The organism is Actinomadura hibisca NBRC 15177 (genome assembly GCF_001552635.1).
Classification (GTDB): Bacteria; Actinomycetota; Actinomycetes; order Streptosporangiales; family Streptosporangiaceae; genus Spirillospora; species Spirillospora hibisca.
On the sequence record NZ_BCRO01000010.1, the window covers coordinates 1 to 24028 of the forward strand.

At 71.8% G+C, this 24028-nt stretch carries 29 protein-coding genes; 20 read left to right on the forward strand and 9 right to left on the reverse strand.

The window, feature by feature from the left end; genetic code table 11:
• Positions 1-132: 132 nt before the first annotated feature.
• Genes AH6_RS03380 through AH6_RS03395 form a run of 4 tightly spaced genes read left to right on the forward strand, consistent with a single transcriptional unit; the run spans position 133 to position 3682 of the window.
• Positions 133-1158 carry a transglycosylase SLT domain-containing protein gene (locus tag AH6_RS03380; RefSeq protein ID WP_067473296.1) on the forward strand — a complete coding sequence of 342 codons (1026 nt, stop codon included), beginning with the start codon at positions 133-135 and terminating at the stop codon, positions 1156-1158.
• Positions 1159-1166: 8 nt separating this feature from the next.
• Entirely contained in the window at positions 1167-2399 is a 1233-nt protein-coding gene (locus AH6_RS03385; protein ID WP_067473297.1) for a flagellar hook-length control protein FliK, read from the forward strand.
• Positions 2400-2414: 15 nt separating this feature from the next.
• Complete coding sequence (locus AH6_RS03390) at positions 2415-2840, forward strand: flagellar hook assembly protein FlgD (RefSeq protein ID WP_067473300.1); 426 nt, start codon at positions 2415-2417, stop codon at positions 2838-2840.
• Positions 2841-2851: 11 nt separating this feature from the next.
• Entirely contained in the window at positions 2852-3682 is an 831-nt protein-coding gene (locus AH6_RS03395; protein WP_067473303.1) for a flagellar hook-basal body complex protein, read from the forward strand.
• Positions 3683-3760: 78 nt separating this feature from the next.
• Here AH6_RS03395 and AH6_RS03400 read toward each other — a convergent pair whose 3' ends face one another.
• Positions 3761-4636: a hypothetical protein gene (locus tag AH6_RS03400; RefSeq protein ID WP_067473305.1), complete on the reverse strand. Its 876-nt coding sequence runs from the start codon at positions 4634-4636 to the stop codon at positions 3761-3763.
• 93 nt (positions 4637-4729) lie between these two features.
• Positions 4730-5407, reverse strand: a complete 678-nt coding sequence (locus AH6_RS03405) for a LysR family substrate-binding domain-containing protein (protein WP_067473310.1) — start codon at positions 5405-5407, stop codon at positions 4730-4732.
• Between the two features lie 54 nt (positions 5408-5461).
• Between AH6_RS03405 and AH6_RS03410 the strand changes: the two genes are divergently transcribed.
• Positions 5462-5845, forward strand: a complete 384-nt coding sequence (locus AH6_RS03410; RefSeq protein WP_083982185.1) for a DUF5997 family protein — start codon at positions 5462-5464, stop codon at positions 5843-5845.
• A gap of 404 nt (positions 5846-6249) precedes the next feature.
• Here AH6_RS03410 and AH6_RS03415 read toward each other — a convergent pair whose 3' ends face one another.
• A complete protein-coding gene (locus tag AH6_RS03415; protein ID WP_067473316.1) occupies positions 6250-7014 on the reverse strand; it encodes a GntR family transcriptional regulator in 765 nt (254 codons plus the stop codon).
• Between the two features lie 255 nt (positions 7015-7269).
• On the opposite strand from AH6_RS03415, the gene AH6_RS03420 reads away from it, so the two are divergent.
• The 7 genes from AH6_RS03420 (at position 7270) to hemC (ending at position 10847) form a co-directional block, all read left to right on the forward strand.
• Positions 7270-7599 carry a hypothetical protein gene (locus AH6_RS03420; protein ID WP_067473319.1) on the forward strand — a complete coding sequence of 110 codons (330 nt, stop codon included), beginning with the start codon at positions 7270-7272 and terminating at the stop codon, positions 7597-7599.
• A 73-nt stretch (positions 7600-7672) separates the two neighbouring features.
• Complete coding sequence (locus tag AH6_RS03425; protein ID WP_157431235.1) at positions 7673-8017, forward strand: hypothetical protein; 345 nt, start codon at positions 7673-7675, stop codon at positions 8015-8017.
• Positions 8014-8334: a hypothetical protein gene (locus AH6_RS03430; protein ID WP_067473325.1), complete on the forward strand. Its 321-nt coding sequence runs from the start codon at positions 8014-8016 to the stop codon at positions 8332-8334. Before AH6_RS03425 ends, AH6_RS03430 begins: the two co-directional genes overlap by 4 nt.
• A 435-nt stretch (positions 8335-8769) precedes the next feature.
• Complete coding sequence (locus tag AH6_RS03440) at positions 8770-8985, forward strand: hypothetical protein (RefSeq protein ID WP_067473331.1); 216 nt, start codon at positions 8770-8772, stop codon at positions 8983-8985.
• The gene (locus AH6_RS03445) at positions 8982-9428 is read left to right on the forward strand and encodes a hypothetical protein (protein ID WP_067473335.1); all 447 of its coding nucleotides are present in this window, start codon (positions 8982-8984) and stop codon (positions 9426-9428) included. The genes AH6_RS03440 and AH6_RS03445 overlap by 4 nt, the downstream gene beginning before the upstream one ends.
• A 120-nt stretch (positions 9429-9548) precedes the next feature.
• Positions 9549-9836, forward strand: a complete 288-nt coding sequence (locus AH6_RS03450) for a porphobilinogen synthase (protein ID WP_083982186.1) — start codon at positions 9549-9551, stop codon at positions 9834-9836.
• Between the two features lie 3 nt (positions 9837-9839).
• Positions 9840-10847: a hydroxymethylbilane synthase gene (hemC, locus tag AH6_RS03455; RefSeq protein ID WP_218005692.1), complete on the forward strand. Its 1008-nt coding sequence runs from the start codon at positions 9840-9842 to the stop codon at positions 10845-10847.
• 225 nt (positions 10848-11072) lie between these two features.
• Here hemC and csrA read toward each other — a convergent pair whose 3' ends face one another.
• The 5 genes from csrA to flgN form a co-directional block, all read right to left on the reverse strand.
• Positions 11073-11336 carry a carbon storage regulator CsrA gene (gene csrA / locus AH6_RS46470; RefSeq protein WP_067473340.1) on the reverse strand — a complete coding sequence of 88 codons (264 nt, stop codon included), beginning with the start codon at positions 11334-11336 and terminating at the stop codon, positions 11073-11075.
• Positions 11337-11399: 63 nt separating this feature from the next.
• Positions 11400-11858 (reverse strand): flagellar assembly protein FliW, encoded by a 459-nt coding sequence (fliW, locus tag AH6_RS03465; protein WP_083982187.1) that lies wholly within the window; start codon positions 11856-11858, stop codon positions 11400-11402.
• Entirely contained in the window at positions 11855-12745 is an 891-nt protein-coding gene (locus AH6_RS03470) for a flagellin N-terminal helical domain-containing protein (RefSeq protein ID WP_067473342.1), read from the reverse strand. Before AH6_RS03470 ends, fliW begins: the two co-directional genes overlap by 4 nt.
• 2 nt (positions 12746-12747) lie before the next feature.
• Positions 12748-14139, reverse strand: coding sequence for a flagellar hook-associated protein FlgK (gene flgK, locus AH6_RS03475; RefSeq protein WP_067473344.1), 1392 nt, complete (start codon positions 14137-14139; stop codon positions 12748-12750).
• A gap of 46 nt (positions 14140-14185) precedes the next feature.
• The gene (gene flgN, locus AH6_RS03480; protein ID WP_067473346.1) at positions 14186-14668 is read right to left on the reverse strand and encodes a flagellar export chaperone FlgN; all 483 of its coding nucleotides are present in this window, start codon (positions 14666-14668) and stop codon (positions 14186-14188) included.
• Positions 14669-14945: 277 nt separating this feature from the next.
• On the opposite strand from flgN, the gene AH6_RS03485 reads away from it, so the two are divergent.
• From AH6_RS03485 to AH6_RS03520, 8 genes are all read left to right on the forward strand, one after another.
• Positions 14946-15800 (forward strand): sigma-70 family RNA polymerase sigma factor, encoded by an 855-nt coding sequence (locus AH6_RS03485; RefSeq protein WP_218005693.1) that lies wholly within the window; start codon positions 14946-14948, stop codon positions 15798-15800.
• A 148-nt stretch (positions 15801-15948) separates the two neighbouring features.
• A complete protein-coding gene (locus AH6_RS03490; protein WP_067473347.1) occupies positions 15949-16791 on the forward strand; it encodes a flagellin N-terminal helical domain-containing protein in 843 nt (280 codons plus the stop codon).
• A 176-nt stretch (positions 16792-16967) separates the two neighbouring features.
• Positions 16968-18287, forward strand: a complete 1320-nt coding sequence (gene fliD / locus AH6_RS03495) for a flagellar filament capping protein FliD (RefSeq protein ID WP_067473349.1) — start codon at positions 16968-16970, stop codon at positions 18285-18287.
• 51 nt (positions 18288-18338) lie between these two features.
• The gene (gene fliS, locus AH6_RS03500; RefSeq protein ID WP_067473351.1) at positions 18339-18743 is read left to right on the forward strand and encodes a flagellar export chaperone FliS; all 405 of its coding nucleotides are present in this window, start codon (positions 18339-18341) and stop codon (positions 18741-18743) included.
• A gap of 1 nt (position 18744) precedes the next feature.
• On the forward strand, positions 18745-19110 hold the full coding sequence (locus tag AH6_RS03505) for a hypothetical protein (protein ID WP_067473353.1): 366 nt from the start codon (positions 18745-18747) through the stop codon (positions 19108-19110).
• Positions 19111-19127: 17 nt separating this feature from the next.
• Positions 19128-19685, forward strand: coding sequence for a sigma-70 family RNA polymerase sigma factor (locus tag AH6_RS03510; protein WP_067473356.1), 558 nt, complete (start codon positions 19128-19130; stop codon positions 19683-19685).
• Positions 19686-19764: 79 nt separating this feature from the next.
• Positions 19765-21390, forward strand: coding sequence for a methyl-accepting chemotaxis protein (locus AH6_RS03515; protein WP_067473360.1), 1626 nt, complete (start codon positions 19765-19767; stop codon positions 21388-21390).
• A gap of 364 nt (positions 21391-21754) precedes the next feature.
• Complete coding sequence (locus AH6_RS03520) at positions 21755-23281, forward strand: FAD-dependent monooxygenase (RefSeq protein ID WP_067473363.1); 1527 nt, start codon at positions 21755-21757, stop codon at positions 23279-23281.
• A gap of 5 nt (positions 23282-23286) precedes the next feature.
• On the opposite strand, the gene AH6_RS45665 is transcribed toward AH6_RS03520, so the two are convergent.
• A complete protein-coding gene (locus tag AH6_RS45665) occupies positions 23287-23913 on the reverse strand; it encodes a glycosyl hydrolase (RefSeq protein ID WP_067473366.1) in 627 nt (208 codons plus the stop codon).
• Between the last annotated feature and the right edge of the window lie 115 nt (positions 23914-24028).

Genomic DNA, 24028 nt, shown 5'->3' on the forward strand with positions numbered 1-24028 from the left:
CCGCCGCCGCGCCGTCGAGCGGCTCGGCGAGCGGCACGCCGAGGCCGAGCGCCGCGCCGACGAGGCCGCCGAGCAGCGCGCCGTCGACGACCTGACCACCCGCCGCCGCCCCACCCCCGGAAAGGAGAACCGATGACCGGCATCGCGGAGATCGCCTCGCGGGTCGTGCAGCTCCAGCAGATGCTGGCCCCCGCCGCCTCGACCACCGCGTCCACCGGCGCCTCAACGGGGTTCGCCACCGCGCTGGACGACGCCGTGCAGGGCACCGGGACGACGGGCGGCACGAGCACGACCGGGACCACGGGCACGACCGGAACGAGCACGACGGGCGCGACGTCCGGGCAGGTCACGGGCCGCGACGTCGTCGCCGACGCCCGCCGCTACCTCGGCGTCCCCTACGCGTGGGGCGGCACCAACCCCAAGGTCGGCCTGGACTGCTCGGGCCTCGTGCAGCGCGTCTACGCCGACCTCGGCATCAAGCTGCCCCGCGTCTCGCAGGACCAGGCGCACGCGGGCCGCAGCGTCCCCAGCCTCAGCCAGGCGCAGCCCGGCGACCTGCTCACCTTCGGCGACCCCGCCCACCACATCGGGATCTACGTCGGCGACGGCAAGATGTTGCACGCCCCGCACACCGGCACCGTCGTCAAGATCGTGGATCTGGCGTCCTACGGCACCAAGCCCACCGCCATCCGGCGCGTCCTGAGCGACCAGGCCGCCGCCGGGGTCTCCACGGCCGACGCCACCGGCGCGGCCGGGGCCGTGTCCGCGCAGGGCCTGAAGGGCGTCCCCTACGCCGACCTGTTCGCGCAGGCCGGAGCCAAGCACGGGGTGTCGCCCGCGCTGCTGGCCGCCGTCGCCAAGACCGAGTCCAGCTTCAACCCCAGCGCCCGCAGCTCCGCCGGTGCCGTCGGGCTGATGCAGTTCATGCCCGGCACCGCCCGCGGCCTCGGCATCGACCCGACCAACCCGGCGCAGGCCGTCGACGGCGCGGCCCGCCTGCTCAAGCACAACCTCAAGAGCCTCGGCTCCCTGCCGCTGGCGATCGCGGCCTACAACGCCGGTGAAGGCGCGGTGCAGCGCTACGGCGGCATCCCGCCCTACGCCGAGACGCAGGCCTACGTGCGCAAGGTGCAGACCGCCATGAAGCAGTACAGCTAGGAGAGCAGATGACGATGCCTTCGCTTCCGCGAGCGATCCCGCACGCGGCTCCCCATGCGGCCACCCGCGCCGCCGGGGCGGCCCGGAACCCGTCGCCCGACGGGTCCGCCGCCGCGCCCGGCGGTGAGGGGGGCGACGCCTTCCTGGCGGCGCTGATGGCGATGATGGGCGGCGGTGGCGGCACCGCCGTCCCGATGGACGCGGGCGTGCCCGTGGCCACCGCCGAGACGGGCCTGACCAGCGTCGGCACGGTCGGCACCGGGCTGCCCGCCATCCCGGTGGAGACCGCCGTGCCGGACACCACGCCGAACGTCGTTCCGACTGACACGCCCGACGTCCCGCCGAGCATCCCGACCCCGGTCCTCAAGGACGGCCTCCCCCTGCCCCCGCAGCAGGACCAGGACGGCCCTGTTGCACCCCCCACGGGCGCACCGGTCACCACGCCGCTCACCAGCGCCCCGGCGCCCACCACGCTGCCGACGACACCGGCGATGCCGCCCGCCGTGGCGTTCGCGCTGTCCCCGGCCGTCGCCGTGCCGGTGGACGTCCCGCAGGACCCGACCGCCGCGCCGCAGCCCGCCCCGACCGAGCCGGTGGACGCCACCGCTCCCACCGCACCCGTCCCCACCGCCCCTGACGGCGGCGCGGGCACCGGCGGCGCGGACGCCGGAACCGGCGACGGCACCACGCCGGGCGAGGACCGGTCCGCCGCCGCGCCGCCCGTCGCCACCGAGCCGACGGCCGCCCCCCTGCCCACGGCCCCTGCCGCCCCGGTGACGCAGGTGGCGCCCGTCGAGCAGCCGGACGCCCCGGCCGCACCGGCCCCGGCCTCCCCGCCCGCCGTCCAGCTCGCGGTGCGCATCCTGCCGCTCCGCCAGGAGGCCGACGGCATCCACCGCCTCACCGTCCACCTGCACCCGGCCGACCTCGGCCCGGTCAGCGTCGTCGCCGAGATCATCGACGGGTCGGTCCACCTGCGCCTGCACGGCGACAGCGACGCCGCCCACGACGCGCTGGACGCGGCCCTGCCCGACCTGCGGCGCGAGCTGGAGGACGGCGGGTTCAGCTCGTGCTCGCTGGACCTGCGGCGCGAGGGCCCGCGCGAGCAGTTCGGCCGCCAGGCCCAGCCCGGACCCCGGCCCGAGGCGCCCACCGCCCAGGCCGCCGCACCGGCCGTGCCCGCCGATCCCGGAGAACCCGAGGTCCGGTCCGGAGCACGCCTCATCAACGTCCGTCTCTGACCGAAAGGGAACTGCGTGACCACCCCGATCAACGCGGCCTCGGCCGCCTACGCCCAGCCCACGGCCACCACGTCCAGCGGCCATGAGATGGACAAGGACACCTTCCTGAAACTGCTGGTCGCGCAGATGCGCTACCAGGACCCGAGCAAGCCCGCCGACCCGACCGCCTTCATCAGCCAGACCGCCCAGTTCACCGAGGTGGAGAAGCTGGGGGAGCTGGCCGATCTGGCCGCCCTGCAGACCAGCCTGCTCGCGTCCCAGCACATGCTGGCCGCGGCCAACCTCGTCGGCAAGACCGTCAGCTACACCGGATCGGACGGCACGGAGGCCGTCGGTGTGGTGCGGTCCGCCGCAGTCTCCGGCAGCAGTCCGACCCTACGGGTCGGGGACACGGATGTTCCGCTGTCATCGGTCAAGGAAATCCGCACCACCGACTCGTAAGGAAACACGACATGCTGCGCTCCCTCTACTCCGGCATCAGCGGCCTGAGCGTCCACCAGCAGAAGATGGACGTCACCGCCAACAACATCGCCAACGTCAACTCCGTCGGCTTCAAGACCTCCCAGACCATCTTCGAGGACACCCTCAGCCAGATGGTCCGCGCCGGCGGCGCCCCCGGCGCCGACACCGGCGGCACCAACCCCGCCCAGGTCGGCCTCGGCGTCCGCATGGCGGGCATCAGCACCAACTTCGGCCAGGGCGCCGCCCAGACCACCGGCCGCACCACCGACCTGATGATCCAGGGCGACGGCTTCATGGTGGTCCGCAACGGCGGCGAGGACGTCTACACCCGCGCCGGGTCGTTCAGCTTCGACGCCGCCGGCGTGCTCGTCTCCCCGGACGGCAACCCGGTGCGGGGCTGGAACACCACCAGCGGCGCCATCGACGACACCGCCCCGCTGGAGGACGTGCACCTTCCGGCCGGCGTGACGCTCCAGTCCTACAGCATCTCCCAGGACGGCTCGCTGATCGGCGTCTACCCCGACGGCACCAAGCAGGCGTTCGGCCGCGTCGCGCTGGCCAACTTCACCAACCCGGGCGGCCTGGAGAAGGTCGGCAACTCGCTGTACCGCACCAGCGTCAACTCCGGCGAGGCGCAGATCGGCACCGCCGGCGGCGGGGGCCGCGGCACCGTGCAGTCCGGCGCGCTGGAGATGTCCAACGTCGACCTGGCGCAGGAGTTCACCAACCTGATCGTCGCCCAGCGCGGCTTCCAGGCCAACACCAAGGTGATCAGCACCTCCGACGAGCTGCTGAACGACCTGGTCAACCTCAAGCGCTGACGGTAGGCGCACCGAACCGGCCGGGGCCGGGACCCGCACGGAGGGTCCCGGCCCCGGCCTTTTCGCGGTGCGGAGGCGTCAGGGGCGGCCGGGGACCGGCAGGCCGAGCGCGGCGACGCAGGGGTCCAGCAGGCGCGCCGCCAGCTCGTCGTCCACCAGGTCGGCGACCGTGAGGACCTGGACGGCCCCGCTCAGCAGGTTCCACACCCCGCCCGCCCGGTCCGACAGCGGGATGTCGGCCGCGTCGACGGCCTGGACCAGCCGCAGCTGGGCGTCGGCGGCGGCCCGCACCCGGTCGGCGGTGTGCACGGCCCAGGTGGCGGCGTGCACCGCCTGCGACCAGGACACGGCGTCGGAACGGGCCCGGTCGGCGGCGGCGCGCAGGCGCTCCAGCCCGGCCGCACCGAGGGTGCGCAGGCGCTCGCAGAGCGCGGTGACGGCGGTGTCCCGGGGCGAGCGCTCGATCCGCGGCGCGCCCAGCGCGCGGGAGGCGAGCAGCCAGCCGACGGCGAGCCGCCGCCGCGTGTCGGCCGGGAGCAGCTCGCGCAGGTAGGCGGCCATCACCGCGTCGCAGACGACGGCGGTGGCGCGGGCGGCCTCGTCCTCCTGGAGCCAGGTGGTGTCGTCCTTGCACCAGGTCCAGTCGAACACGTCCTGGCGCACGCAGCGCAGCAGCGCGTCGGCGGAGCCGATGGGCGCGGCCTCCAGCACCGCGAGCGCGCCCGAGAGCGGCGTGTCCGCCAGCCCGCGCAGGGCGGGCCGCAGCTGGATCGCCGCGTCGATGTCGCGCCACAACCGGGCGCGGACCTCGTCGGCGGGCAGGGCCCGCGCGAGCGCCGGCAGGTCGTCGGAAGTGAACCAGAGGGCACGTTCCAGGACGGCCGCCGTCGCCGCGCCACCGTCCAGCCGCGTCAGGTCGAAACCGAGGACCGGCGCGCTCACCAGCGAATACATGGGTTCAGTGTGCACCGTGTTAACGCTGAGTTGCCAATTTTAGGCAAAGATTGACTACAAGTAGTCACAAGGTCGCTGTGGGCGTGCGGGCCGTCACGCCCGGCGGCGCTTCGGGCGACGCTTGGGAGCGGACTGCTTCTGCGCGGGCTTCTTGCGAGCGGGCGGTTGAGGGGCACGGCCACGGGAGCTGTTGGGGGTGCGACCGCGGACGATCCCGATCAGCTCCTCCATGAGATCGCTCGTCTCGGCCTCCAGCCAGGCCAGGCCGATCTGGGACTGCGGGGCGTCGGTCACGGCGCGGTAGGTGACGTCCTTGCGGTGGTGCAGGCGGGCCAGGGACTGGGGGAGCGGCAGGACACCGGCCTGCGCCGCCACCAGCTCGATCGCCTCAGCGGTGCTCTGGGGGCGGGTGAAGGCGGGCTGCCCGGGGCGCTCGTCCCAGGTCAGGACCTCGTCGAGCGGCTCGAACACGTCCTCGTCGGCGAGATCGGCGAGCGTCACCTCCTCCACCGCGGCCACCGCGTGGTCCTTCGGCACCACCACCACGGTCGTCTCCAGGTACAGCGGGATCACGTGGAGGGCCTCGCGGTCGACGGGCAGGCGCACGAACGCCGCGTCCACGCCACCGTCCCGCAGCAGGGGGACGATCTCGGCGGCGGGCGTCTGGACCAGCCGGAGCGGCACCTCCCGCACCCGCTCGGCCCACACCCCGGCCCATTTCGCGGGCGTCACGCCCGGCGCGTAGGCCAGCCGGAACTCAGCATCGGTCACGCCCTCAGCCTAGTCACGTCCGGACGGCCCCCTCGCGCTGGCTACCCTTGGGGCATGAGCACGTCCAGGGCGAAGACCCCGCAGACCATGAAGCCCGTGACCGCGGCCAAGAAGCTGGGGATCCTGCTGTCGGCAGCGCCCGCCGAGTTCCAGGAGGGCGTCGTCTCCCGGGACGAGCTGAACGCGCTCCAGGCCGACCCGCCGTCCTGGCTCGCCGACCTGCGCCGCGACGGGCCGCACCCCCGCCAGGTCATCGCCGCCAAGCTCCGCGTCTCCGCCTCGGGCCTGGCCCGCGCGGGCATCGCGGGCCCCCTCACCACCGCCGAGATCGAGGCCCTGAAGGCCGAGAGGCCCGAGTGGCTGGAGCGCGAGCAGGCGACCCAGGCCGAGGTCCGCCGGGAGGAGCTCCGCCTCAAGGAGCAGCGCGCCAAGAGCTGACCCATCTCTGGCCCTTGGCCGCGAGCCGGGAACAACCGGGCCCGCACCGGGGTTGTAGAGGCTGGCCGGCGTGCCTGGTGTCCCCGGGCCTCACCTTTCGCCTTCGCGGAGTTCCGTCCGGCTGGAGCCGCGTTGCGCCTTTCGCCGAGAGGCGACCCGCACACCGGCCATGAACGTGACCAGAGCCCCACCGACGGAGGTCGGCGGGGCTCTGGCATTTCCCGGAGGCCAGGAAAGCACCGATCACCTGGCTCTGCCCTCACCCGCCGCGACGTCATGCGGGATCCTCCTGGTGATCATCGCCAGAAGTCTGTGAGTCTTCTCGGAACATGCAGCGGCCCCGGCGGGACATACCCGCCGGGGCCAATGAGCCGGTCAGGCGTCGGCCATTATCAGCTCGTGGGCTACTGCTGCTTGATCTGGACGCGGTAGATGAACTCGCCCCACAGATGCACCGGGCCACGGTGCCAGGACACTTCGACGGCGCGGCCGTTGGCGTCGTAGGCGACGTGGTAGAGCTCGAACACCGGCTGATCGTCCTGGAGGGCGAAGTACTCCTGCTCCTTCCCCGTCGGGGGGCGCGACAGCGTCAGGTACTCGTCGGCGTAGACCTCTTCGTGCCCGAGTTCCTTCATCCGGGTGAGCATTCCGCCGGTCGGCTGGGTGAGGTCTTCGAGCTGCGTGCCGAACGCGATGTCGCCGGGGATGTAGGACGGGGCCTTCTGGACCAGGATGTCGTCGGCGTACATATCGCGGTCGCGGACTAGGACTTCCACGTTGGGGTCGATGCCCAGGAGGTCGGCAATCCTGGAGGGCGGCACCTCACGGCGCACGCTGGCTTCTGAGCGCGGCGTCATTCCCTGGCGGCGCACCTCGGCGGCGAAACCCCCGCGATCTTCGACGCGCTTCGTCTCCGTGTACCGGTCGCGTGCGTCCCTGGTGATCTGAGCCATGTAGGTCACCTTCGTCTTTCGTCCTTGGCCAAGGCTGATCAAGCCCTGCCTGCGTAGTCCTTGCAGTGCGCGGTTGATGGTGCTGTCGCTCACGCTGAACTCGGCCGCGAGCGTGCGCTGGCTGGGGAAGACCGAACCTCTTGGGTGCGGTGAGTTCTCCCTGAGAATCCGGTCCCGCAAGACCGCCGCGATGTCGTTGGCGCTCAGACCCGCCATGCGCCTTGCTCCTCCACTTGCAGGTTCCCCGATCAGTTAGGGCAAACATTCACTCAGTGAACGAACTGAATGAAGCTCATACCCCTTTCCGTATGAGTCGTTGACCTCCCCGTCCCGGTTCGGCGACTGTGAGCAACACAGTAAACGTTTAAGCAGTGAATCACACCGACGGCAGGCGAGGCCAGAAACCCCCAAGACCGGAGCATCTTGCCCCACCCGCTGTCATGCCCCTCCGCACTGAGACAGAGGACAGCCATGAGCTTCGACGCTCGGAAACGGGCCCCCGCCTGCCCGATCGACACTCCCCAGACGAACGCCGCTTCCGGCAGCGACGAGGAGGTGTTGTTGGTGGAGCTGGCCGAAGCGCTTCGCGGGCTCGGTGAGAAGGCCAATGTGCGGAGGGTGATCGGTGGGCCTCCGGTGCTGGACGTCTCCGGGGCGGTCTCGCGCCTGAACGAGCGGATCGAGACGGGCCGTCGCCCGGACGGCACGGTGGTCGCGCGGTTCTCCTGGGGCGAGGACCTGCCCGCCGACGTCGATCAGGCCGCCGTGATGGTGCGGCGCGTGATCAATCCGGCGGTCTGAGATGTCAGGAAAGCACACGGCCACGAGGCGCAATGAGCCCGCGCCGCCCCTGCCTCACATCGAGGTGACCTACGTGGCGCTCGCGGTGCCCAACGGGGAGCGCCTGACGTACCTGACGCACTTGGCGAAGCGGTTGGGGCCGAGGGTGGCCACGCACTTTGAGCACCAGCGGCACGAGGTCGTTCTTGCCGTCGTGGCCTTCAACCCTCCGCCGAGTGGGGGTGAGCTGATCCCGGTCGCGGGTCTGACGGTGCGTTGCGTCTACGAAGACAAGCAGTGGTGGTTCGCGCGAGGTGGCGACGGCATCCGGTTCGCCGCTGCGAACGACTTGGACACGGCGGCGGTGACCATCTTCGGCGAGCTGGACAAGCAGATCGCCGAACGCCCGGCCCCGGCTGGTCAGGTGGTCGCGGCGTGAGCGCTCAGCGTCCGGCGCCGCATGAATCCGCAGAGCAGCCGACCCTTGGGCGGGTCGCGCAGGTCCATGGCCTGACCACGGACGGTACGTGGATCAAGGCGCGCGACGCGTTCGACATCACCAAGGTGCACACGGGTGTGCTGGCCATCTGGGCGGGCCGGGGCGTGATCTCTGCGCGCCGGGTCGGGCGCGATCGGCGGCGCGAGTACCTGCGCGAGGAGTTGCGGATTGTGGCTGGTCTCGGCGCGGGCGGGCCGCTCCGCCTGCCGCGCGTGATGAAGCACATCAAGGCGCAGGAACGGAGGGGCAGCGCATGACCCGCTCGCGCCAGCAGACGGACGACGCCTACCCCCGCGAACATCGCGGCGAGCTCGCCCAGGCGTACGGCATTCGCCTCGCCGGTCCCTGGATCAGCGCCCGTGAGGCGGTGAAGGTCACCGGCGTGCGCGCGGGCCTGCTGAAGATCTGGGGGGAGCAAGGTGTGATCAGCGTGCTCCAGGGGGTGGCCAGGGGGCGGCGGCTGTACTTGAAGGCCGAGATGGAAGCGCTCGCCGGGGTGGGCAGAGGCAAGCCGCCGAACCTGCGCGCGGTGCGCGCCCGCATCATGTTCAAGAACCAGGACAACAAGCGAGCCGGGCGCGGCGGCGAGGCCGTTGCGGACAACGGCATCAGGCCGGACAAGGCTCAGGCCGTCTTCCCCCGCGTCGTCAGGCACGGCCTACGACGTCAAGGCGTATGTGGAGCAGGGCTGGATGACCGGCCACTTCGCTTCCAAGCTGGTCGGCGTGCGGGAGAACACCCTGTGCCGGTGGGCGACGGCCGGAATGCTGACCTACCGGCAGGACGAGCAAGACGGGGCGTTCCGCTTCCTACGCCCCGAGCTGCTGACCGTGGTGGGGATGCGCCACGGCGACGCCCCTCTGACGATCCAGACCATCAGGCGCAACCTCGCTGAGAGACCGACATGAGCGAGACGACCAGCAGTGCCATCGACGCCCCGGCCTGGTTCATGACCACCCCCAAGGCGATGGCCGACGTGGTGATGCACTGCTATCGGACGTGGCTGTGCACCTACGGCCTCAGCTCGACCAAGGTCGGGCTGATCAACAGCTATGCCGCCTCGTTGGCCGCGCCGACTCTGGTCGAACTGCCCGAGCAGCCCGCCAACGAAGCGCTGAGGGCCGCACTGACCATCATCGCGGACGCCTACGCCGAAGCGATGGAGACGTTCTGGGTGTTCCCCTGGGCGATCGACCAGATCCAGGAGCGCGCGTCCGCAGAGATCGAAGAGGTGATCGAGGAACACGTCCAGCTCCGTGACAAAGCCGCCGCCGGAGACGACGGCGCACATCCACCCGCCCAAGACGGGGCCGCCCGCGAGGCGGTCGGGGAAGACCCGCCGGGCGGGTGAAAGGGGTCTGGAGCCGTGGAGGGAGCGACTCCAGACCCCACCCAGACGCCGGGCGGGGCGCTCATCCTTACGGCCCGTGCGCCCCGCCCGGTCCACTCTTGTCCTAACGAGAGGCGTCCCATGTGCAGGCGTGGGCGGCTGATGGCGGCCGAGGGCGCTGACGCGCTCCTGGTCGAGCCCGCGCTGTTCTCGGCTGACATCCTCGCCGGCCTGCGCGCGGTGCTCAACATCCCTCTGGTCTCGTTCTCGGTGTCGGGAGAATGCACGACCCTCACCTCTGACCTGCTGGCCGAGGAGTACACGATGTTGATGCGCGCTGGTGCCTCACGCGTGGTCAGCCATGCCGCGCTCGCCGTCGCGGCTACCCTCGGTGACGCGCCATCCACTGCTTCGACGTCCGGGAAGTAAGCCATGACCATCGTTCCCTCCGGATCGGCCCCATCGCCCATGCAGGCGTACTTCTCCGATGCGTTGCCCGACCGGGCGCTGCGACTCGGGGGCCGCACCAGCCACCTCGCCCGCGCCTACGCCCGCCGCGTGATCGACGCCATGACGGCCGTCGCGCCCGGCCTGGAGGTCGAATACGTCCCCATCGACACCTCGGCCGACCGGCACAAGGGCGACCTGAGCGAACTGGGCGGCAAGGGCCTGTTCATGAAGGAGATCGACAAGGCTCTCATGGTCGGCGAGATCGACGCGGCCGTGCACTGCATGAAGGACGTCCCCGGAGACGTGCCCCTGCCCAAGCAACTGGTGTTCGCCGCCTACACCGAGCGCGACGACGTGCGCGACGCGGTGGTGTTCCCCGAAGGGTCCAAGTACGGCTCGATCGAGGAACTGCCGCCGGGGGCGAAGATCGGGACCTCGGCGGTGCGCCGCAAGGCGCAGCTCCTGCGGCACCGGCCCGACCTCAACGTGGTGCGGTTCCGGGGGAACGTCATCCCGCGGCTGACCCGCCTAGACGAGGAGCGCGAGGTGGACGCCCTGGTGCTGGCTCTGGGAGGCCTGGCCAAGGTGGGCATGGACCACCGCGTCTCGCAGGTGCTCAGCATGGACGCGATGTGCCCGGCGACCGGGGCCGGGGTGGTCGGAGTCCAATGCCGCAAGGCCGACGAGGGGATCGTCGAGCTGTTGCAGATGATCGATCACCCCGAGACCCGCAACCACATCCTCGCCGAAAGGACACTGCTGCACGCACTCCAAGGACACTGCAACAGTCCGATCGCGGGTCACTGCCACACCACCGAGGACGGACAGCTCAGCCTGATCGGCATGGTGTTCAGCCGGGACGGCGACACCTTCGCCTACGCGCACGAATGGGACCGTCCTGATCGCGCCTACGAGCTGGGCGCGTACGTCGCCGCCGACCTCAACCGCAAGAACGCCCGGAGCATCATCGCCGGAACCCGGATTCACTGACCCATGCCGCCGGACGTGGCGTTTCCGCAGACGGCGGCCCATGCCGTGCTGACTGATCACCGGGGGTTCGTGCTGCATCCGGTCCTAGCCGACCGAGTGCGTTTGGCACCGCAAGCATCACGCCGGAGACAGACAGACCGTCTTCACCGAACCCCAAGGACCACCCACGAGGGTAGGTAAAGGCCCCGGCGGAAGTGTTCCGTCGGGGCCGTGCGCGTGTTCGTGTCAGGGCGCGGGGGTGTCGCCGGCGGAGCCGCCGGTGCGGCCTTCCAGCAGGCGGCGCAGTTCCGCCACCGCCGTCTCGTCCGCGCACGCGGCCTCGCGGTTGGCCGCCTGGAGTTCGCGGAACACCTCCTCGCGGTGCACCGGGACCGAGCGGGGCGCGTCGACGCCGATGCGGACCAGGTCACCGCGGACTTCCAGGACGGTGACGACGACCTCGTCACCGATCATCAGGCTTTCTCCGGCGCGGCGGGTGAGCACCAGCACGGCGGGTCTCCTTCCGTGGAGCGTTGCGGTCCGGCCGTGGACCGGCGGGGCGGCGGCCCGCGTTCAGGCGGGCACCAGCGGGGCCCGGACCGGCAGGTCGGAGCCGGCGAGCACGACCTGCACCGCCCGGCGGGTCGCGAAGTTCACCACGATGGGCGCCATCAGGTTGACGGTGGCCTCGCTGATGGAGCCGGAGGCGGTGACGATCAGCAGCACCAGCAGCTGCCCGGCGCCGGTGACCTCCAGCGCCGCGAGGCTGTCCTCGTCGATCTCGGGGTCGTAGTCGGGGAAGAACGGGTCCGGCGCGATCACCAGGAAGCGCAGGTTCGGGTCCTCCAGCGACTTCAGGGCGTACAGCAGCCCCTCGTCGTCCACGCGGACGAGCGCGAACAGCCGGTGCTGCGGGAAACCGGGCAGCGGCGCGGCCAGTTCGATCGTCGGCAGCGCGTCGGTGCCTGCACTCGCCTGCACGCTGGTCTCCTCCACAGATGGGGTGCGGACGTCCTCACACAGTGCGATCATCGCAGGAAGTCCATCAGAGAGGGCTGAACGACGCGCGCGGTCGCGGCGAGAGATGCCTGGTAGGCGGTCTCCTGCAACTTGAGGTCGGTGACCGTCTGCGGCAGGTCGATGTCCTCGATGTTCGACAGCTGGCCCTTCAGCGTGAGCAGCCGGTCGGTCACCGTGCTCTCGGACTGCGTCACCCGGTTCTGCCGCGCGCCGACGTCGGCGGCCTGGGTGCGGACGCGCTCGGAGGCGGTGTCCAGGCGGGCCAGGTCCGCGGTGAGGGCCGACGGGTCCTCGCGCAGGTGCTTGGCGATGTCGGACAGCACGGTGAACAGCTGGCCGGTGCCGGTGCCGAAGGTGGCGGCGGCGTCCCCGTTCACCGGGATCTTGGTGTTGTCGCCGACGCTGCGCACCACCGCGCCGCCGTCGCCGGTGTAGGCGCCGGCGGCGTCGTAGGCGGTGGCCTTGCCGGTGGTGCCGCCGAAGACCGGGCGGCCGAGGTAGGAGGTGTTGGCCACGCCGATCAGCGAGCTGCGGATGTTGTCGATCTCGGTGGCCAGGGCCTCGCGCGCGTCGGCGGACCCGCCGGTGCCCGAGGAGATGCCCTGGAGCACCAGGTCGCGCGCGCCGTTGAGCTGGGTGGTGGCGCTGCTGAGGGCGGTGTCGATGGTGCCGAGCCAGCCCAGGGCGTCGTCGACGTTGCGCTGGTACTGCTGCTGGACGCGCACGTCGCCGCGCAGTTGCAGCGCCGAGGCGGTGCCGGTCGGCGAGTCGGACGGCACCGAGATCATCTTCCCGCTGGACATGCGCTGCTGCGTCTCGGCGAGCTGCCCCAGGTTGTTCTGGAGGTTGTTGAGCACCCGGGTGGAGATGGAGCGCTCGGTGGTGCGGATGTAGGTCATCGTCAGCCCCTCATCATGCTCAGCAGGGAGTCGAACGTGCTGTCGATCGTGCTGATCGCCTGGCTGGCCGCCTGGTAGGCGCGCTGGTAGAGCAGCATGTTGGTCACTTCCTCGTCGAGGCTGACGCCCGAGGTCCCGGCGCGCTGGGCGTCGTTGGTCCGGGTGATGGTGTCCTGGATGGTCATCCGCCGCTTGGCGTTCTGGGACTCCACGCCGAGGTCGGTGACGACCGAGCGGTACAGGGCGTCGGGGCCGTTGGCGTCGCCCGCCAGGGCGGCGATGGCGTCGGCGTTGCCGGCGTCCAGGCCGCCGCCGGTCACGGCCGAGGCCGCGACCTTGCCGGGCTCGGTGATCCCCACGGCGATGGTGGCGGCGGTGGTGCCGGTGAAGAACGGCTTGCCCGGCGCGCCGTCCAGGTCGTAACCGGCGGTGTGCAGCTTGTTGACGGCTCCCGCGACCGAGGCGGCGACGCTGTCGAGCTTGTCGCGGTAGCCGGGCAGGGTGTCGTTGAGGGTGCGCAGCGAGGTGGCGAGCGAGCCCGAGCTCACCGCGGCCTCGGCCGGGGGAGCGCCGTCGGTCCAGGTGAGCGCGACCTTGGCGGCGGGGTCGGTGCCCACCCCCGCCATGGTCGCGGGCCCGGCGACGCTGAGGGAGCGCGCCGTGCCGCCGCTGACCAGCGAGGCGCCGCCGAGCGTCACGTTCATCGTGCCGTCGGCGGCGACGGTGGCGGTGGAGCCGGTCAGCTCCGCCAGCCGCAGCGCGAGCTGGTCGCGCTTGTCGCTGAGCTCGTTGGCGGGCAGGCCGGAGGCGGTCGCCCGCACGATCGCCTGGTTCATCTCGGCGATCCCGGTGGCGGCCGAGTTGACCTCGGCGACCAGGGCCGTGGCCTGGCCGCGCGTGGTGTCCCACAACGAGGACAGGCCCGCGGCCGTGGTGTTCAGGGAGTCGGCGACGGTGCCGCCGCGCTGGAGCAGCTGCGCGCGGGCGGCGAGGGTGCCGGGCTGGTTGACCACGTCGTGCCAGGCACCCCAGAAGTCCGACAGCTGCGACTGCAGGCCGGTGTCGCTGGGCTCGCCGAACAGTTCCTCCACCCGGGCCATGACCTGCGCCTGCCCGTCCAGGTCGGCCGAGCGGGCGTGCTCGATCTGGGCGCGCGCCTGGAGGAAGGCGTCCTGCACGCGGGTGACGGAGTTGACGGTGACGCCGCCGCCGATGCCGTTGGAGGTCGCGTGCACGGCCGGGGTGGTCGACCCGCCCACCGACGACAGGTCCACGCGCTGGCGCGTGTAGCCGTCGGTGTTGACGTTGGCGATGTTCTGGCCGCTGACGTCCAGCGCGGTGCGCGCGGCGTACAGGGCGCTCAGGGAGGTGGAGATCCCGGAGAAGGTGCTCATCGTTTCGGTGTTCCCGTCATCGTTCCCGTCGTCGTTCCCGCCGCCGTCACATGGCCTCGTTGACGAGCCGGGACCCGCGTCCCGCGCCCACGGTCGCGCCCGTGCGGCTGTAGGTGGCGACCTGGTCGGTGATCCCGAGCAGCGCCTCGTGCACGGCGCGGGCGCCGGTGGTGAGCAGCTCGCGGTTGGTCTCGGCGGCCGCGGTGATCTCGGAGGTGACGGTCAGGAACGCCGCGCGGTGCTGCTGGAGGATCTCGCTCCACGGCGCGCCGGCGGCCTCGGCCAGCCGGCCGATGCTCGGCGCCGGGGGCAGTCCCAGCTCCTCGGCGACCGCCTCGACCAGCGTCGCCCGCAACATCTCGCTCTGGCGGACCTGCTCCAGCACCAGCTCCACCTCGCGGGTGGCGTGCGGCAGCCAGCGGGTCTTCCCGGCGGTGAGCAGCAGTTGCTCCTCTTCGAGCTTGAACAGCAGCAGGTCGAGCAGCTCGCGTACCCGCCACAACGTGCTCGAAAGATCAGCCAGGCTCATCCGGCCCGCCCCTCCCGTCGGTGGACCGCCCCCGTGGCGCGTCCTGTCCCTTCCCCGTCGGCAGTGCGGCCCCGGGGCTGAGGACTTCCGCCCGCACGGGGCCCCGGCACTACGGTGCGCCATTCCCGCATGACCCAGAGTGCGGCTTTGCAACCGTCTTACAACCAATTGGAACCGTTGCCTCACTCTTTGCAACCGGATGGTGGATCTGTCGGCGCTTCCGCTCCCACCCGAGCAGCGGCGCAACCCAACCGTCCAGCGCATCGAAAGGGCCGCCGTGACCCCGGGCATGATCGAGAAGAACCGCGTCGAAGACCTGGTCCGCAGCCAGCTGCCCCTGGTGGGGCACATCGTCCGGGAAACGCTGATGCGCGTTCCCTCCCACGTCAACCGGGACGACCTGACCTCCGCCGGGCTGGCCGCCCTCGCCGCCGCCGCGCAGTCCTACGAGCCCGAGCGCGGCATCCCCTTCGGCCGCTTCGCCGCCCTGCGCATCCGCGGGGCCCTGGTGGACGAGCTGCGCAAGCTGGACTGGGCGAGCCGCTCGGTGCGCAGCCGCGCCCGCCAGATGGACGCCGTCCGCCAGGAGCTGAGCTCCGCGCTCTGCCGCACCCCCACCAGCACCGAGCTCGCCTCGGCCATGGGCGTCGCCGAGCAGGAGGTGGAGGCGATCGAGGAGGACCTCCAGCGGGCCGTGGTGCTCAGCCTCCAGGGCTTCGCCCCCGGCACCGCCGAGGACATGGTCCCCGAGCGGACCGCCGGCCCCGAGGACCTGCTGGTGCACCGCGAGCGCATCGGCTTCCTGCACCAGGCCGTCGAGGCGCTGCCCGAGCGGCTGCGGACCGTCGTCACCCGCTACTTCCTGGAGGAGCAGCCGATGGCGGAGATCGCCGCCGAGCTCGGCGTCACCGAGTCGCGCGTGTCCCAGCTGCGCGCCGAGGCGCTGACGCTGCTGCGCGACGGCATGAACTCCCAGCTCGCCCCCGAGCGGGTCGTGGCCGCCGCCCGCCCCGACGGCTGCGTGGCCCGCCGCCGCGCCGCCTACTACGCCGAGATCGCCGCCAGCGGCGACCTGCGCAGCCGGCTCGCCCGCACCGACGAGTTCGGCATGCCGGCCGCGCGCACCGCCTGACCGGCCCCAGAACCCCCCGTTCCCCCCGCTTCACCGAAAAAAGAGAAAAAGGTCCAGGAAGCCCTCAGGCTTCGCCGGCGCCCGCCGAACTTAGCGGCGTAACCGGCCACGGAAGGCCACACGGACCCGAATCAAGGAGGAAGTCACCATGGGTCTGCGCATCAACCAGAACATCGCGGCGACGAACGCGTACCGGAACCTGTCGGTCAACGACAACCAGATGAGCAAGTCGCTGGAGAAGCTGTCCAGCGGGTTCCGGATCAACCGCGCCGCCGACGACGCGGCCGGCCTCGCCATCAGCGAGGGCCTGCGGTCGCAGGTCGGCGGCCTGAAGGTCGCTGCCCGCAACGCCCAGGACGGCATCTCGGTCGTGCAGACGGCTGAAGGTGCTCTCACCGAGACCCACTCCATCGTCCAGCGCATGCGCGACCTCGCGGTGCAGGCCGGCAACGCCGGCGCCAGCGACACCAACTCGCTCGGCGCACTGCAGGCCGAGGTCACGGCGCTGAACGGGGAGCTGGACCGCCTGGCGGGCAAGACCACGTTCAACAACATCAACCTGCTGGACGGCAGCTACAAGTCCAAGGACTTCCAGGTCGGCTACGCCTCGGGCGACACCATCGCGGTGACGATCAACTCGGGCACGGCCGACAAGGGGTTCAACTCCACCGACCTCGGGACCTCCACCATCGACCTCACCGCCGCAGGTGGGGCGACGGCGGCGATCACTTCGCTGGACACCGCGATCCAGAAGGTGTCGACCGCGCGTGCGAACCTCGGTGCCATGCAGAACCGGTTCGAGCACGTGGTCGCCAGCGTGAACGTGGCGGTGGAGAACCTCTCTGCCTCCGAGTCGCGGATCCGCGACACCGACATGGCCCAGGAGATGGTGTCCTTCACCCGCTCCCAGATCCTGTCGCAGGCTGGTACCGCGATGCTCGCCCAGGCCAACCAGGCCCCGCAGTCGGTCATGCAGCTGCTGCGCGGCTAAGAAGGCCTGATCCCCGGTTCCCCCGGCCCGGCGTACGCCGGGGGGACCGGACCACCGTGACGGACGTGCCGCCGCCCTCCCCGGGGCGGCACGTCCGCCGCGGTGTCCCCTCCCCCGCCCCGACCCCGCACCGGCCCCGCCCGTGCCCGGCCCGGCGGCCAGAAAGGAGCCACGGCGTGACCAGCGGTGTCGACGGCCTCATCAGCGGGATGGACACCACCGCGCTGATCAGCCAGCTCATGCAGGCGGAGTCGGCTCCGCAGCAGCAGCTGAAGAACTCGGTCACCAGCAACCAGAGCGCGATCAGCGCCTACCAGTCGATCAACGGCAAGTTCCTGACCGCGCTGACCGCGGCCAAGGCGATGTCCGGCGACGACCCGCTGACCGCGCCGACCAACGCGTGGCGATCGGCCAAGGCGACCTCCACCTCGTCCACGGTCACCGCCACCGCCACCGCGGGCGCCACGCCCGGCACCCTCACCTTCAACGTCGACCGGCTGGCCGCCGCGCAGATGAGCACCTCGGTGGTGAACCCCGCCGGGCCGCTCACCACCGGCTCCGGGCTCGACATCACGGTCGGCGGCGGCACGCCCGTGCACGTCAACGTCACCACCGACACCCCCCAGGGCGTCGCCGACGCGATCAACGCCGCGGGCGTCGGCGTGCGGGCCTCGATCGTCACCACCGACCAGGGCACGGTGCTCCAGCTCAACGCCGCCAAGACCGGCACCGCCGGCGGCTTCACCGTCGGCGGCCTGGCGACGCCCCCCACCACCGCCGTCCAGGCGGCCGACGCCCGGATCACCGTCGGCGACCCCACCAAGGGCGGCTACACCGTCTCCAGCCCCACCAACACCTTCAGCGGCGTGCTCCAGAACGTCACCCTGACCGTCAGCAAGGTCGAGACGGGGGCCTCGGTCACCGTCGACTCCGACGCCGACGGCATCGCCGGCAAGATGCAGGCGATGGTGGACGCGCTGAACGGCGTGCTCAGCGAGATCGGCAAGTACGCCACCTACAACACCGCCACCAAGACCGGCGGCCCGCTGACCGCCGACTCCCTGACGCGCGGCCTGCAGCAGAAGATCCTGTCGCAGATCAGCAACGGCGCCGCCGGCTACGGCTCCTTCAGCAAGCTCGGCGTCGAGCTGGACCAGGGCGGCAAGCTCACCTTCGACAAGACGGCCTTCGTCAGCGCCTACCAGGCCGACCCGGCCGCCGTGGAGAAGACGGCCGGCGCGCTCGCGGTGGCGGTCAAGGGGGTGGCCGAGAAGGTCACCAACAGCACCGACGGCAGCCTCACCCAGGCGATCAAGGGCCGCACCGACACCGTCCGCGACCTGAACAACCGCATCTCCGAGTGGGACGTGCGGCTGTCGGCGCGCCAGGCCGCCCTCCAGAAGCAGTTCGCGACGCTGGAGACGACCCTCGGGAAGCTGAAGGAACAGTCCAACTGGCTGTCGGGGCAGATCTCCAGCCTGCCCTCCGCCTCATAACACGAAGCCGCCCTATAACACGAAGCCGCCTCATCACACGAAGGCCGACCGATGAACAGCCCCTCCCTGCGCAACCGCTACCTGACCGACACGGTGGCGACCGCGAGCCCCGCCCAGCTCGTCGTCATGCTCTACGACCGGCTCGTCCTGGACCTGGTCAAGGCCGAGGAGGCGCTGCTCGCCGGTGATCGCGAGGACGCCTCGGCGCGCCTCCAGCACGCCCAGGACATCGTCATCGAGCTGCGCGCGTCCCTGGACGTGGCGGCGGGCTGGGACGGCGCCGCCGGGCTGGCCGAGCTGTACGGCTTCCTGCTCACCACCCTCATCCAGGCCAACGTGCGCGCCGACGCCGCCCTCGCGGTCACCTGCCGCGGGCTCGTCGAGCCGCTGCGCGACGCCTGGCGCGCCGCGGCCGCCGAGGCCGGCGCCGCCGGACCGGCCGCGCGGGTCGGCTGAGATGGGCGGGACCGGCCGCCCCGAGTCCGGCCAGCACGGGCCCGGCCAGTCCGGCTGGCACACCGCCTGGTCGGCGGCGCTGGACGCGCTGGAGGCCGACGTGGCCGCCACCGAGGCCCTGCTCGCCGACGACCACCGGCTGCGCGACCTGCCCCCGGCGTCCCCCTGGTCGCCGCCCCCCGGCCTCGGCCTGCTGCCGCTGGACCTGCGGCCGCGCGCCGACGCCATCCTCGCCCGCCAGATCGCCGCCGCCCAGGCGGTCGCCACCGCGCTCGCCGCCAACCGCCGCCAGGCGGCCGTGCTCGCCCGCATCGAGACCGGCGGCGACGGCGGCCCCCGTCCCACCTACCTCAACTGCGCCGCGTGACGCCAAGGAGGCCCGCGATGCCCCGCACCCCCGCCGACCCGGCGGCCGACGCCCTCAGCTGGGACGAGCTGCCCCACCAGGCCCCGCTGCTCCAGTCGGCGATGCGCATGACGCGCAACCGCGAGGACGCCGAGGACCTGCTGAACGAGACCTACCTCAAGGCGTTCCGCTGCCGGCACCAGTTCACGCCGGGCACCAACTCCAAGGCGTGGCTGTTCCGCATCATGACCAACACCTACATCAGCTTCTACCGCCAGCAGCGCTCCCGGCCCGTCCTGGTCCCGTTCCAGAGCGAGTGGGGCGAGGAGACCGGCGCGGCCCGGCCCGCCGAGGCCCAGCGGTCCGCCGAGGCGGAGGTGCTGGCGCACTTCACCGACCCGGAGGTGAAGGAGGCCCTGCGCGCCCTGTCGGCGGAGTTCCGCGCCGTGCTGTACCTGGCCGACGTGGAGGGCTACGCCTACCGGGAGATCGCCGAACGCCTCGGCATCCCCCTCGGCACCGTCATGTCGCGCCTGCACCGGGCGCGCGCACGGCTGCGCCGGGACCTGGCGGAGCACCCGCCGCAGGCGGCCTGACCGCCGCCGGCGAACCGCTCAGATGCGCCGCGCGCCGTCCGATCGGATGACTGGAGAACCTGTCCCAGCTAGGAGAACGATGTCCGCCACCGTTGAGATCCCCACCGCGCCGCACCGGCGCTCGTTCACCGACCGCTTCCGCGACCTGTCCCTGACCAGCAAGATCATCGCTGCGGTCGCGGCGGTCGCGCTGACCTGCCTGATGGTGATCGGTGTCGGCATCGTCGGGCTCAAGAAGGCCGACAACCGGGCCACCGGCATCTACACCGGCGGCGTCCAGCCCGTCCAGACGCTGGGCGAGCTGCACGCCGACGTGCTCCAGGTGCGCGCGCTGGTCCTGAACTACTACCTGTCCGACCCCGCGTTCCGCGCGCAGAACGCCGCCGACATCCACAAGCTCGACGCCTCCGTGGAGAAGAACGCCGAGCTGTACGCGCCGCAGTCGGCCGCCCCCGAGGTGGCCAACAAGCTCTACGTCGACTGGCAGGCCGCCCAGAAGATCCGCGAGGAGAAGCTGCTGCCGGCCGCCGCCAAGCAGGACAAGGACGCCTTCTGGGAGGCGTTCAACCAGACCGAGGCCATCAACGAGCGCATCGACAAGGGCTTCCAGGACCTGGGCGCCGCGCAGGCCGCCGCGGCCAAGCGCAACGCCGACGAGGCGCACTCCACCGTGGGGAACATCGTCACCCTGGTCGGCTTCATCGGCTTCCTGGGCCTGATCCTCGGCCTCGGCCTGGCCTGGGCCGTCTCCCGCAGCGTCGTCGGCCCCCTCCAGAAGGTGACCGAGGTGCTGGACGGCGTCGCCGACGGCGACCTGACCCGCCACATCGACGTCGACCGCAACGACGAGATCGGCAAGATGTCGGCCGCCCTGGGCCGCGCCACCGCCGCCATGCGCGAGACCATCAGCGTCATCCGCGGCAACGCCGTCTCCCTCACCTCCTCCTCCGGCGAGCTGGCCTCGGTCAGCGACGAGCTGGCGGGCAACGCCGACGCCACCGCCTCGCGCTCCACCGTCGCCCGCGCGGCGGCGCAGGAGGTCTCTGACAACGTCAGCACGCTGTCGGCGGCCGCCGAGGAGATGGGCGTGTCCATCCGCGAGATCTCCTCCAACGCCTCCGACGCCGCCACCGTCGCCAGCGAGGCCGTCTCCTCCGCCCAGCGCACCACCGAGGTGGTCGGCAAGCTCGGGGTCTCCTCCGCCGAGATCGGCAACATCCTGAAGGTGATCACCTCGATCGCCGAGCAGACCAACCTGCTGGCCCTGAACGCCACCATCGAGGCCGCCCGCGCCGGTGACGCGGGCAAGGGCTTCGCGGTGGTCGCCAGCGAGGTCAAGGAGCTGGCCCAGGAGACCGCCAAGGCCACCGAGGACATCGCCCAGCGCATCGACATGATCCAGACCGACACCTCGGCCGCCGTGGACGCCATCGGCAAGATCTCCGAGATCATCGGGACCATCAGCAGCTACCAGACCACGATCGCCGCGGCGGTGGAGGAGCAGACCGCCACCACCAACGAGATCACCCGCAACGTCTCGGGCGCGGCCACGGGCGTGAACCAGATCGCCGACAACGTCGCGGCGGTCGCGGACGCGGCCGAGCGGACCAACGAGGGCGTCGGCGGCTCCCGCCAGGCGTCCGAGCGGCTCGCCCGGATGGCGGGGGAACTGAACGACCTGGTCTCCCGCTTCCGCATCGACTAGCGGCGTTTCAAAGCCCCGGCCCAGGGAGCTCGCCTGGCGGCTCGCCCCCTGACCGTGCCTGGGCGAGTGCCACATCGCTTCGCGATCTGTCCCGGCGGGACTCGCCTCCGGCATCGCCCCGCCGGGACAGTTAGTCACTCGCGCGACGGCTGAGGTCTTTGAGACACGGCCAGGCTGGGACCGAAGGCCGGTGCGCCCCGGGGACACGTTCCCCGGGGCGCACCGGCCTTACGGCTGTCGCAGGGCGGTGGAGAATATGCCCGTCGACTCAATGGAACGGCACGTGCCGTTCTTGACAGCCGCGCACCTCGCGGGCATCCTCTTCAACGGCACGGCACGTGCCGTATCAACAGGAGGACGTGACATGCACGCCGATGTGATCGTTGTGGGCGCGGGCCCGACGGGCCTGACGCTGGCCGCCGAGCTGGCGCTGGCCGGCGTGCGACCGCTGGTGCTGGAGCGGCAGCCCCGGCGTCGCGAAGTTCCGAAAGCCGGCGGCCTGGGCGGGCAGATCCTCGAACTGCTGCGCTACCGGGGCCTGCTGGAGCGCTTCGAGGCCGCCTGCACCGGCCCCCGCCCGGCTCCCCGCTTCCCCTTCGGCGGCGTGCACCTGGACTTCACGGCCTTCGCCGACCCGCCCATGCACGCCCTGCCGCTCCCGCAGCAGCAGCTTGAGCGCGTGCTGGAGGAGCGCGTCGCCGAACTCGGCATCGACATCCGCCGCGGCCACCAGGTCGTCGGCGTGACCCAGGACGACGCCGCCGTGACCGTCGAGGTGGACGGCCCGGACGGCGCCTACCGGGCGACCGCCCGCCACCTGGTGGGCTGCGACGGCGCGCGCAGCCGCGTCCGCGACCGGGCGGGCATCGGCTTCCCCGGCACCACCTACCCGGAGGTCAACCGGCTGGCCCAGGTCGCCCTGCCCGACACGGTGACCGTCCGCGACGACGGCGGCCTGGACGTCCCCGGCGAGGGCACGGTCAGCCCGGGGTTCACCCGGACGGACGGCGGCCTGTTCGGCATCGGCGCGTCCCCGGCCTCCCGCGTCGTCTCCCTCTACACCATCGAGGACGAGACGACCGAGTACGACGACGACGTGCCGATGACCGTGGCCGAGCTGCAAGACAGCGTCCACCGCGTGCTCGGCCTGCGCCTGCCCGTGGGCGAACCGCTCCGGCTGTCCCGCTTCACCTTCCAGGCCCGGCAGGCCGAGCGCCACCGCGCCGGGCGGATCTTCCTGGCGGGCGACGCGGCCCACCTGTTCCCCGCCACCGGCATCGCGATCAACGCGGGGATGCTCGACGCCGTCAACCTGGCCTGGAAGCTGGCCGCCGACGTCCACGGCTGGGCGCCGCCCGGCCTGCTGGACACCTACCACGACGAGCGCCAGGCGGCCGGTGCCCGCGCCATGCTGCACAGCCAGGCCCAGGTGGCGCTGCGGCGCGGCCACGACCCGGCGGCCGAAGCGCTCCGCGAGCTCTTCCAGGAGCTGCTGCTCGACGAGCAGCCGCTACGCCGCATGGGAGCCCTGGTCGCCGGAACCGACATCCGCTACTCCATGCCCAGTGCGCACCCCCACGCGCTGGCCGGGACCTTCGCCCCCGACCTCGCCCTGCACACCGACCAGGGCACGACCAGCGTCGCGGAACTCCTGCACCCCGCGTGTCCCGTCCTGCTCGATCTGGCGGGCCGCGACGACCTCCGCGAGGCGGCCGGAGACTGGGGGCAGCGCCTCGACGTCCACACCGCCAAGACCGACCAGCGACCGGCCGACGTCCTGCTGATCCGCCCGGACGCCCACATCGCCTGGGCCGCCGCCGTCGACGAACCCGCCGACACCGCCGCGCCCGCGCTGCGCGAAGCGCTCACCACCTGGCTGGGCGCTCCCTGACGCCGTCAGCGCTGCGGATCGTTCCGGCGGCCGCCGAACAGCTCCCGGTAGACCCGCGCGGAGCGAGGGTGCGAGCGACACCGCCACACTCCGTGCGGGCAGTAGTCGGTGATGGTCTGGTAGGCGACGTTGTGGGTGCGCATCCAGCGGTACATGCGGCGGACGTAGTCGGGGTTGTCGCCGCGACGGAACAACCCCCACTCGGGGAAGGAGATGGGCTTGCCGTGTGCGCGCGCGAACCGGGCCTGCGCGCCTAGCCCGTACCGCTGGTTCGCGTAGTCGGCGAACTTCTTGCCGGGCGGCTGGTCGTAGCTGTCCAGGCCGATGATGTCGACGTAGCGGTCACCGGGATAGCAACGGTTCCACGGGACGGCGTCCCGGCCCCGGCTGGGGGTGAAGTCGAACCGGAAGCGCTCGCCCCGCTCCCGCCGCATCACGCGCACGATGCGCCGCCAGTACCGCTTCCAGTGGCGCGGGGCGGGCCCGCACCGGCCGTTGTAGTTGATGCTGTTCATCTCCCAACCCAGGACCAGGATGGCGTCGCCGAGTCCGGCCCGGACGAGCCTGCCCGCCAGCCGCCGGTAGTGCGCGTCGTAGGCTCCGGCGGCTCCCCGCTGCAAGAACTTGGCCACGGCACGATTGGACATGCGGGGCGGTTCGTTCGGCACGGCCATCGGGACGTTGAGCACGAACAGGCTGCCGCGACGCGCACGGTGCCAGCGCGCCCACGGCTTGATGAGCCACGAC

Bases quoted from the DNA above. Each gene is read 5' to 3' on its own strand.
- AH6_RS03380 (WP_067473296.1), top strand. From the start codon at position 133: ATGACCGGCATCGCGGAGATCGCCTCGCGGGTCGTGCAGCTCCAGCAG.
- AH6_RS03385 (WP_067473297.1), top strand. From the start codon at position 1,167: ATGACGATGCCTTCGCTTCCGCGAGCGATCCCGCACGCGGCTCCCCAT.
- AH6_RS03395 (WP_067473303.1), top strand. From the start codon at position 2,852: ATGCTGCGCTCCCTCTACTCCGGCATCAGCGGCCTGAGCGTCCACCAG.
- AH6_RS03400 (WP_067473305.1), bottom strand. From the start codon at position 4,636: ATGTATTCGCTGGTGAGCGCGCCGGTCCTCGGTTTCGACCTGACGCGG.
- AH6_RS03410 (WP_083982185.1), top strand. From the start codon at position 5,462: ATGAGCACGTCCAGGGCGAAGACCCCGCAGACCATGAAGCCCGTGACC.
- AH6_RS03415 (WP_067473316.1), bottom strand. From the start codon at position 7,014: ATGGCGGGTCTGAGCGCCAACGACATCGCGGCGGTCTTGCGGGACCGG.
- AH6_RS03420 (WP_067473319.1), top strand. From the start codon at position 7,270: ATGAGCTTCGACGCTCGGAAACGGGCCCCCGCCTGCCCGATCGACACT.
- AH6_RS03440 (WP_067473331.1), top strand. From the start codon at position 8,770: ATGACCGGCCACTTCGCTTCCAAGCTGGTCGGCGTGCGGGAGAACACC.
- AH6_RS03445 (WP_067473335.1), top strand. From the start codon at position 8,982: ATGAGCGAGACGACCAGCAGTGCCATCGACGCCCCGGCCTGGTTCATG.
- AH6_RS03450 (WP_083982186.1), top strand. From the start codon at position 9,549: ATGTGCAGGCGTGGGCGGCTGATGGCGGCCGAGGGCGCTGACGCGCTC.
- hemC (WP_218005692.1), top strand. From the start codon at position 9,840: ATGACCATCGTTCCCTCCGGATCGGCCCCATCGCCCATGCAGGCGTAC.
- fliW (WP_083982187.1), bottom strand. From the start codon at position 11,858: ATGATCGCACTGTGTGAGGACGTCCGCACCCCATCTGTGGAGGAGACC.
- AH6_RS03470 (WP_067473342.1), bottom strand. From the start codon at position 12,745: ATGACCTACATCCGCACCACCGAGCGCTCCATCTCCACCCGGGTGCTC.
- flgK (WP_067473344.1), bottom strand. From the start codon at position 14,139: ATGAGCACCTTCTCCGGGATCTCCACCTCCCTGAGCGCCCTGTACGCC.
- flgN (WP_067473346.1), bottom strand. From the start codon at position 14,668: ATGAGCCTGGCTGATCTTTCGAGCACGTTGTGGCGGGTACGCGAGCTG.
- AH6_RS03490 (WP_067473347.1), top strand. From the start codon at position 15,949: ATGGGTCTGCGCATCAACCAGAACATCGCGGCGACGAACGCGTACCGG.
- fliS (WP_067473351.1), top strand. From the start codon at position 18,339: ATGAACAGCCCCTCCCTGCGCAACCGCTACCTGACCGACACGGTGGCG.
- AH6_RS03505 (WP_067473353.1), top strand. From the start codon at position 18,745: ATGGGCGGGACCGGCCGCCCCGAGTCCGGCCAGCACGGGCCCGGCCAG.
- AH6_RS03510 (WP_067473356.1), top strand. From the start codon at position 19,128: ATGCCCCGCACCCCCGCCGACCCGGCGGCCGACGCCCTCAGCTGGGAC.
- AH6_RS03515 (WP_067473360.1), top strand. From the start codon at position 19,765: ATGTCCGCCACCGTTGAGATCCCCACCGCGCCGCACCGGCGCTCGTTC.
- AH6_RS03520 (WP_067473363.1), top strand. From the start codon at position 21,755: ATGCACGCCGATGTGATCGTTGTGGGCGCGGGCCCGACGGGCCTGACG.